The 8,321-nt window shown below is 60.8% G+C and carries 10 protein-coding genes; 8 read left to right on the top strand and 2 right to left on the bottom strand.

From position 1 onward, the window contains the following. Positions 1-293: 293 nt before the first annotated feature. Positions 294-449 carry a hypothetical protein gene (locus KBZ07_RS12505; RefSeq protein WP_254931921.1) on the top strand — a complete coding sequence of 52 codons (156 nt, stop codon included), beginning with the start codon at positions 294-296 and terminating at the stop codon, positions 447-449. Between the two features lie 607 nt (positions 450-1,056). Continuing rightward, on the top strand, positions 1,057-1,908 hold the full coding sequence (locus tag KBZ07_RS12500; protein ID WP_254931920.1) for a galactose mutarotase: 852 nt from the start codon (positions 1,057-1,059) through the stop codon (positions 1,906-1,908). On the opposite strand, the gene KBZ07_RS12495 is transcribed toward KBZ07_RS12500, so the two are convergent. After that, on the bottom strand, positions 1,905-2,225 hold the full coding sequence (locus tag KBZ07_RS12495; protein WP_254931919.1) for a 4a-hydroxytetrahydrobiopterin dehydratase: 321 nt from the start codon (positions 2,223-2,225) through the stop codon (positions 1,905-1,907). The two genes, KBZ07_RS12500 and KBZ07_RS12495, sit on opposite strands and share 4 nt — an antisense overlap. 107 nt (positions 2,226-2,332) lie before the next feature. Between KBZ07_RS12495 and KBZ07_RS12490 the strand changes: the two genes are divergently transcribed. The 6 genes from KBZ07_RS12490 to KBZ07_RS12465 all read left to right on the top strand — a co-directional run bounded on the left by KBZ07_RS12490 (position 2,333) and on the right by KBZ07_RS12465 (position 7,953). Beyond that, positions 2,333-3,352 (top strand): GGDEF domain-containing protein, encoded by a 1,020-nt coding sequence (locus tag KBZ07_RS12490; RefSeq protein ID WP_254931918.1) that lies wholly within the window; start codon positions 2,333-2,335, stop codon positions 3,350-3,352. 93 nt (positions 3,353-3,445) lie between these two features. Next, on the top strand, positions 3,446-4,588 hold the full coding sequence (locus tag KBZ07_RS12485; RefSeq protein ID WP_254931917.1) for a DUF1611 domain-containing protein: 1,143 nt from the start codon (positions 3,446-3,448) through the stop codon (positions 4,586-4,588). Further along, complete coding sequence (locus tag KBZ07_RS12480) at positions 4,585-5,664, top strand: alanine/ornithine racemase family PLP-dependent enzyme (RefSeq protein WP_254931916.1); 1,080 nt, start codon at positions 4,585-4,587, stop codon at positions 5,662-5,664. The genes KBZ07_RS12485 and KBZ07_RS12480 overlap by 4 nt, the downstream gene beginning before the upstream one ends. 26 nt (positions 5,665-5,690) lie before the next feature. Next, positions 5,691-6,500: a prohibitin family protein gene (locus KBZ07_RS12475; RefSeq protein ID WP_106501758.1), complete on the top strand. Its 810-nt coding sequence runs from the start codon at positions 5,691-5,693 to the stop codon at positions 6,498-6,500. Between the two features lie 45 nt (positions 6,501-6,545). After that, complete coding sequence (locus KBZ07_RS12470) at positions 6,546-7,211, top strand: SDR family oxidoreductase (protein WP_254931915.1); 666 nt, start codon at positions 6,546-6,548, stop codon at positions 7,209-7,211. A gap of 49 nt (positions 7,212-7,260) precedes the next feature. Continuing rightward, positions 7,261-7,953, top strand: a complete 693-nt coding sequence (locus KBZ07_RS12465; protein WP_254931914.1) for a chloramphenicol phosphotransferase CPT family protein — start codon at positions 7,261-7,263, stop codon at positions 7,951-7,953. A gap of 16 nt (positions 7,954-7,969) precedes the next feature. On the opposite strand, the gene KBZ07_RS12460 is transcribed toward KBZ07_RS12465, so the two are convergent. After that, positions 7,970-8,321, bottom strand: a 352-nt coding sequence (locus KBZ07_RS12460; protein ID WP_254931913.1) for a hypothetical protein, incomplete at its 5' end; no start/stop codon positions are given.

Genomic DNA, 8,321 nt, shown 5'->3' with positions numbered 1-8,321 from the left:
AACTCAGTCGATTTTCAGGGATTACGGCCCTGTTTCTGGAGCCTTGTCAGCAGATCGCCACGTCCGGGGAGCAAGCGGCCCCGTCAGGTATTGCCGGCAAGAGCCGATTCCAGGCGCTCCCCAGCGGGCAGCCAGGGCTACGGAAGACTTAGCTCTGTCAGCGGGAGCAAATCAAGCGATCCGCCAAGAAGGGTCGAGGCCATGGCCCTTGGCGACTTGTGTCAATGAATGGCCGTGCCCCTCCCAAGGAGCGAGGTCCGTTCTTAAACAAGGTGAACTCCGCGGACCTATCTATGCGTTGGCTGGGCCTGGTGCTGTGCCTTCTGTGGCTGGGCTGGCGGCTCCAGGCCCTGTGGCAGTGGACTCAGCGGCAATGGCGCCTAGATCCGCTCAGCAGTGAATTCCAGCAGGAACTACGCCGCCGCGGCTTAGTGGGGGTTTTGCCCTGAAAACTAAGCGCTAGCTACAAGGCGCTGCCTAAGCAATTGAATGTGGTCGTCAATGAGGGTGCGAGCCTCTTCAAGGCTGGCTACTGAACCCATGGGCATGCCACTGCAGTGCTGAATGCGGTAGGCCTCTGCAGCTGGACAGCGCCTGATCAAGCGCACGCTGCAGCCGCGATGTCGCCACTCCGCAATAGCAGAAGAATCAGGCATGGCACGCTCTGCGACCATTGCAATCAACCAAAGCTGTCCAGGGATGGCAAGGGGAAGTGTTGGTGCGACAACCAGCCTCAGGCTTTCTGGCTTAGCCGCCAAAGCTCGTTAACGGTTTTTCCTGATTCCACAGCCCGCAGACGCTTGACCAGCTCGAACATATCGGTGCTGGCCAACTCGCCATTTTCTTGCCACTCCAGGCTGCGGGGCTCGAATAATTCCTGGCGAGGCGCTCTGTCCTCTGAACGATTCATAGCTGCTGCACGTTGATTGCAAGACCATATGGAATTGATCAGGGGATCGAGACCGGTTCCAATCTTTATCAATGGAAGATTGTGTGAAGGAACACCGGCCCAGAGGCCGGCCGCAGGCCTAAATAGGCCAACCCCGCTCGAGCTCCGTGGCCCTGGTACACCGCGAAACCCCATATCCACATTGGGAGTTCGCCAGCGACTCCGGCGATCTGCTGCGGGTGGTGCCTGAGCGGGGAGGTCTGGTGACCGGCTGGCGCTGCAACGGCAAGGAGCTGATTTACCTCGATCTTGAACGCTTCCTCGACCCCGCCCAATCAGTGCGGGGCGGAATTCCCATCCTCTTCCCGATCTGCGGCGGCCTGCCGGACAACACCTTGCCCCTGCCCCAGGGGAACTTTCCCCTAGGTCAGCACGGCTTCGCCCGGCAGCTGCCATGGCAGTTGAGCGCTCTCGAGGATGGCCAAGGGATCGCCCTTGAACTCAACGACAGCGAGACAACCTTGACGAGCTATCCCTTCAGCTTTCTGCTGAGGCTTGAGCTGCGCCTGGTGCCAGGGGCCCTCGAGATCGACACCACGGTGCAGAACCGCAGCCAGGAGCCGATGCCATTCAGCTTCGGCCTCCACCCCTACTTCAACCTCAGCAACCTCAAATCTCCCCGCTTTGAGGGGCTACCGGAGCGCTGCCTAAACCATCTATCGATGGCCGACGCCGACACGGCAGAACAAATGGCGCGATTGGACGACGGAATTGACCTGTTGGTCCGTCCCAGTGGTGACGTGCGCTTGCTGGATCCGGAAGCCGGCCTGGCCCTTGATCTGCAGCTCAGCGCCCCGTTCAACCTGGTGGTGCTCTGGACCGAACCGCCCCGTGCGATGGTCTGCCTGGAGCCCTGGACAGGACCTCGCCAGGCTCTGATCAGTGGCGATGGCAAGCTTGAAATTGGTCCCAGCGAAACCTGCCGGTTGCAGACCCGTTACGCCGTTAGCGCCTGCTAAGCCCCATCAAGTTTGGCGGCCAAAACTGCGTCAGCTCTGGTTAGGCCATCCACCTTGTGGGTGTACACCTCAGCGCTAGCGTGACCCCAGCCAATGCTGAATTCGGCATGGTGACCCTCCGCTTCGCAGATCGCTCCAGCCCGGTTGAGCCAATCGAGAGCCTGCTGAAAATCAGCGAAGCTCCAGGCCTTTTGCAAGTGGTGTCCATCCACAACAACCCAACCGGGCAACTGGGGCAACAATTCCGCTAGTTCAGCGGCATCCAGGAGCGGCGCCCCATCGCGGCAGGGAAGACAGCTTTCTTGGTGGAGGGCCATGGGAAGGGCTGCTGGGAAGGTCTGTTGGGAATAGCTAAATCATGGCCCTAGTGAAGCCCGGTTGGCGGGCCCAAGACTTCCTAGGATTGGAATTATCGGCGAGGTTCATGCCGTATCCCGACTACCCGATTCCGGCGGATGAATCCCAGCGCCAAAGGGATTTAGAGCGCCTGGGGGTACTAAACCATCCAGGCGATCAGCACTTCGAGCGACTGGTGCGGCTCGCCTCGACTGTGCTGGAAACCCCGATTGCGCTCATCTCCTTGGTGGATGGCGACCGCCAATGGTTCCTTGCCCACCACGGCATAGACAGCACCGAAACACCGCGGAAGATGGCCTTTTGCGCCCACGCCATTGCCGGTGATGAAACCCTGGTGGTGCCAGATGCCCACCAAGACCCGCGTTTCTGCACCAATCCCCTGGTGACTCAGGTCCCAAAGGTGCGCTTCTACGCAGGTACACCGCTGCAGAGTCGTGACGGCCACAACCTGGGCACCCTGTGCGTGATCGACCGGTTGCCGCGCCACTTCAGCTCCAGCCAGGTGCGACTGCTCGAGGATCTAGCCCAGCTGGTGCTGCGTGAGCTTGAACTGCGCCGACTCACCACGGTGCATCCAGTCAGCGCCTTAGCAAACCGAGCAAACTTCCTGGAGCAAGCTGAGCCTGAGCTGCTGCGAGCCCGCCAGGCAGGCGAAAACCTGGCCGTGCTGGCCCTGCAGCTCGACCACTTCGACCAGATCAAGAACCGCTGGGGTCTGCAGGCCTCGGATCGCGCGGTAATGGACGTTGCCGCCCTACTGCGCTCCCAGCTATGCGAGCAGGACCTGGTGGGTCAAACCGGCGATCAGGAATTCGCCCTATTGATGGTGAATGTTGAACTTGCTACAGCCATGGAACGGGCTGATGCCATCCGCACTGGCGTCAGCGAGCTGCGGGGCGTCTTTTCGACCAGCGGCCACCAGCTAACGGCCAGTGGCGGCCTGACCCTGCTTGCCCCAGCCGATCGCCAGGCGCTTGATGCGCTGCTTCGGGCCGAACGGGCCCTAATCCTGGCGCAGGGCAATGGCCGAAACCAGATCGCCGAAATACTGGCTGACCCCCTAGAAGCAGAAAGCGTCCTAGGCTGAATTTATCCACGCCCTCCAGCGGCCAATTCTGAGCCCTGAAATCAGCACCTCAGACTTATCTCAAGCCTGGGTAAATGATGGGTCCTGGCTTATTTGGCATTTCAAAAACAGGTCAACGACCTGACCATTTCGATTGCACCGCATCAAGTTGCGGTTAAATCGGCTGCAGTCGTTTACTGCGAGGGAAACTTCGCTGGGCTCGATGGCAAAACCGCCCACGGCCTAGTGCGCTTCTGTGAGGCCTTTGAAATCAGGGCCATTATTGATAGCCAATCAGCTGGAATTGATGCAGGCCTGCTACTAGACGGCATCAGCAACGGCATACCCATCGTGGCTGATCTAGATGAGGCCCTTGCCTTGCCAGGGCCCCGCGCCAGCACCTTCATCTATGGCATGGCGCCTGCAGATGGCCTCTATGGCAAAGACGATCGCCGGGCTCTGCTGCTGGCCATGGCAGCTGGCCTGAATCTGGTCAGCGGCATGCGCGAATTCCTTAATGACGACAGTGAATTTGCCCTAGCGGCCAAACGTCATCAAGTGTCAATCCGGGATGTGCGTCGTCCAGCCGCTTTGAAGGATCTTCGCCTGTTCAATGGTTCGATCGCCAAGGCACGCTGCATTCGAATCGCCGTGCTCGGCACCGATGGCGCCATCGGTAAGCGCACCACGGCCACGGTTCTGGTTCAAGCCCTAAATGCCAGCGGTATCCGCGCCGCTTTGGTGAGCACCGGGCAAACCGGATTGATTCAAGGGGGGCGCTATGGCATTCCCCTTGATGCCATTCCGTCGCAGTTTTGCTCAGGGGAGGTGGAGGCCGCAGTGGTGGAGGCCTACTGCACGGAAAAACCTGCGGTGATCGTGATTGAAGGCCAAGGGGCCCTCAGCCATCCCGCCTACCTCTCTTCCAGCTTCATCCTGCGGGGCAGCCAGCCCCAGGCGGTGGTGCTGCAGCACGCACCGGCACGGCGGCAGCTGAGCGACTTTCCGTTTATGCCGATGCCCACGCCTGCAAGCGAAATTCGCCTGATCGAATCCTTTGCGCCAACAAGGGTAATCGGCCTAACCCTGAACCACGAGGGCATGAATGACGCCGAGGTGAGTGCGGCCATCGCCCTCTATGCGGCCGAGCTCGCCATTCCTGTTACCGATGCGGTGAGCCGACCTGCCTCTGCTCTGGTGGCAATGGTGCTGCGAGCTTTCCCCGAGTTGTGTACATCAACTGACGGTCAGCTTTGAGCGCACCGCGGCTGGAGATTCATCTCGAGCACCTACAGCACAACGCCACCACCATGGTGAATCGGCTTGCCCGCCAAGGAATCAAGGTGACCGGGGTGAGCAAGGCAACCCTGGGACTGCCGGAAATTGTGCGCACCTGGGTTGCGGCAGGGGTGCACTCCATCGGTGAATCACGAATCGAATCAATCGAATCGCTTAGCCGCTGCGAGCTTGGCGTTCCCCTGCTGCTGATTCGCTCGCCGATGCTCAGCCAGGTGGATCGGGTGGTGGCCCATGCGGCGATTAGCTGCAACAGCGAGGCGGTGGTGCTCAAGGCCTTGGCAGCTGCAGCGCATTGCCAGGGGGTGCGCCACGGAGTGCTGCTGATGGTGGAGTTAGGGGATCTGCGCGAGGGAATTCTCGCAGCAGACCTTGAGGCGATGGTGTTACTAACCCTGGCCCTGCCAAACCTGCTGCTAGTGGGCATCGGCACCAACCTGGGCTGTCAAAACGGCGTTGCCCCAGATGAAGCGAATATGGGCGAACTATCGCGTCTGATCGAAGCCCTGGAAAGGCGTTTTGGCATCAGGCTCGAGTGGTGCTCGGGAGGTAATTCAGCCAATCTTCCCTGGCTGACTGGTGGCGGCGATCCGGGCCGCATCAACCACCTGCGCCTCGGCGAGGCCCTACTGCTGGGGCGAGAGCCCCTCACCCGCACAGCCATACCAGGGCTGTATACCGATGCCATCACCCTGGTGGCAGAGGTGATCGAGTCCAAGCGCAAGCCAAGCCGTGCCTGGGGAACGCGTCACTGCACCAGTTTTGCCAAAGGGCCAGTTGCTCCCCAAAAGCAACCAGACCAACCCATGGCCATGCGAGCGCTACTTGCCCTGGGCGAACAGGATGCCGATCCGACCGGTCTTAGTGCCCCTGGGATCAGCATCGAGGGCGCATCCAGCGACCACTTGGTGGTGAGCGGAGCGGCAGAGGCGTTGGAGCCGGGCGATGAGCAGCGCTTCCAGGTCAGCTACAGCAGCCTGCTGCGGGCGATGACATCTCCATTTGTGAGCCGTTGTTTCATCGGCGGACCTGCCTAAGGTTCGCAATTGGTAATGGCCCCTTCATGCAGTCGCCCCTTCGCTCAGCTGGCAGTCCCGATGGTCCTGGAGCAACCCTCAGCCTGATTGCGGCCGTTTTGGTGGGCATCGCGATTCTGCTCAGCCAAACCGTGTTCATCGTGCCGGCAGGCAACGTGGCCGTTGTCACAACCCTGGGCAAGGTCACCGGTACCCCCCGCAGCCCCGGCGCCAACATCAAGGCCCCCCTGGTGCAGAACACTTCGCTGTTTGACGTGCGCACCCAAGTGCGACCAGAGCAGTTTTCGACTCTCACCAAGGATCTCCAGGTGATTCAGGCCACCGCCACGGTGAAATACGCCATGAAGCCTGCAGAAGCGGGGCGGATATACGAGACGATCGCCACCGATGACCAGCAGATCTATCCCCGCGTGATCCAACCATCGCTACTGAAGGCACTCAAATCAGTCTTTTCGCAATACGAGTTGGTGACTATTGCCACCGAATGGAACTCCATTTCGGAGCTGGTGCAGGAGAAGGTGGCCGAGGAACTGCGCAAATTTGACTATGTGAGCGTGCAGGGACTAGACCTCACTGGCCTGCAAATCGCCGAGGAATACCGCGCCGCGATCGAGCAGAAACAAATTGCCGAGCAGCAGCTTTTGCGTGCCCAGACCGAGGTCTTGATCGCCGAGCAGGAAGCCAAGCGCTACGAAACGCTCAACTCAAGCCTCGATGACCAGGTGCTCTACAAACTCTTCCTGGACAAGTGGGACGGCCAGACCTCCGTGGTGCCAGCATTACCTGGTACTGCTGGGGGGAGCGGCAACTCGGTGATCGTCAACGGACGGCGCTGATGCTGGCTTGAATCAGCCGGTCTTGAGCAACTGCGCAGGCCAACAATGCCAACTTTCCTAGTTACCGGCAGCAACCGCGGCATTGGCCTCGAATACTGCAAACAACTACAGGCCCGCGGCGATCAGGTGATCGCCGTCTGTCGCACGCCGTCGCCGGAACTGGAGGCGCTGGGGGTGCTCATCGAGGCGGGGATCGAGCTCACCGCTGAAGAGGATCTTGATGATCTGGTGCAACGGCTAGCTGGCCAGCCGCTTGAGGGGGTGATCCTCAATGCCGGCATCCTCGAAGGAAACCGCCTGGAGAATCTCGACAGCAACAGCCTCAGGCGTCAGTTTGAAGTGAATGCCCTGGCGCCCCTGCTGCTCGTGGCCGCCCTGCTGCCGAATCTGCAGCCCGGTTCCAAGCTGGCACTGATGACCAGCCGCATGGGCTCGATTGACGACAACAGCTCCGGCTCCTCCTATGGCTATCGGATGTCAAAGGTGGCGCTGAACATGGCAGGGCGATCCCTGGCGATCGACCTGCGGCCACGCGGCATCGCCGTGGCAATCCTCCACCCGGGCCTGGTGCGTACCCGCATGGTCAACTTCAACCCCCAGGGCATCAGCCCCGAGGAGGCGGTGCGGGGCCTCCTGGCCCGCATCGACGCTCTCAGCCTGGGAACAAGTGGTGGCTTCTGGCACGCCAACGGCGAGGTGCTGCCTTGGTAGGAGCCCCAGCCACCTGGAAGCCCTTGCTGAACCAAACGCCCAGTAAGACATGACGACATCGGTAGCGATCCTGGTCAACGGCGCCAGCTCATCGGGGAAGTCAACCCTGTGCAAGGCCCTTCAAGATCACCTCACGGAGCTGGCCGATGGCGATCCTGCTGCTGCCTATGGGCTAGTGGCTTTCGATGACATCGCACTGCTGCTGTCTGACAGGTTGTTTCCGCGAAGTCTGGTGAAGCTGCAGGGGGGAGATACCAGCCGCCTGATCTCTCGAGAACCCCACGACGGCAGGGCCGCCTGGGAGTATGTCGACAACAGCCAGGCCGAAGGCAGGCATGGCGGCAGCCCCCGGATGCGCCTGGAGCTCAACCCTCTGGGACGGAGAGTGTTGGCGGGGCTGCATCGAAGCTGGGCCCAGCACCTCAAACTGGGCACAAACCTGATCATCGACCACTTCCTGCAGGAGCAGGGGTGGCAGCAGGAGGTGCTCGAGCAGCTGCGTGCCTCCGGGGCCCGGGTGGTGCTGGTGGGGGTGCACTGTTCCCTGTCCGAATTGGAGCAGCGTGAATCGGGTCGCGGCGAGGGTCGGCTGGAGGAGCGACCGCTCGGCTTAGCCCGCCGCAGTGATGAGCTCTGCCACTCCCATGGGCTGGTCTACGACGTAAGCGTTGACACAAGCCTTCAGACCACCGCGGAGGCGGTGCTGATGATTCTTGAGCAACTTCAGGCCTCCCCGCACTAGGGAGAAGGAATGCCCATCAGTATTTGCGAGCCACAACAGTGGGAAACATCCGCTGTTCGTCGTGGTGCACGGCGACCACCGCGAAGCCCGCATCCTGCAAGTGCTGGCGCATCTGGGACTCCTCTCGAAAGCAGTTCCATCGGGGCGGAATCACCTTCTGGAACAGAAAGCGCTGATGCTCGAGATCACTTGCCTGCCGGGGTTGCCACTGCTCTGGGGGGGTGATGAAGCTGATCACGAAAATCCCATCGGCCCGCAGCGCCTGGGACACCTGGCGGTAGAAGTCAACGCAACGGTCGTCCTCCTGCACATAGATGTTGAGGCCGTTGCTGGTGAGCAGGTCCCACCGCTCCGTACTGCCCAACTGC

This window comes from Cyanobium sp. BA20m-14 (assembly GCF_024346295.1).
Note: the sequence above shows the minus strand (reverse complement) of the source record. Positions and strands in the feature narration are given on the sequence as shown.

Coding starts and splice junctions, on each gene's coding strand:
- KBZ07_RS12505 (WP_254931921.1), top strand. CDS start 294: ATGCGTTGGCTGGGCCTGGTGCTGTGCCTTCTGTGGCTGGGCTGGCGG.
- KBZ07_RS12495 (WP_254931919.1), bottom strand. CDS start 2,225: ATGGCCCTCCACCAAGAAAGCTGTCTTCCCTGCCGCGATGGGGCGCCG.
- KBZ07_RS12490 (WP_254931918.1), top strand. CDS start 2,333: ATGCCGTATCCCGACTACCCGATTCCGGCGGATGAATCCCAGCGCCAA.
- KBZ07_RS12475 (WP_106501758.1), top strand. CDS start 5,691: ATGCAGTCGCCCCTTCGCTCAGCTGGCAGTCCCGATGGTCCTGGAGCA.
- KBZ07_RS12470 (WP_254931915.1), top strand. CDS start 6,546: ATGCCAACTTTCCTAGTTACCGGCAGCAACCGCGGCATTGGCCTCGAA.
- KBZ07_RS12465 (WP_254931914.1), top strand. CDS start 7,261: ATGACGACATCGGTAGCGATCCTGGTCAACGGCGCCAGCTCATCGGGG.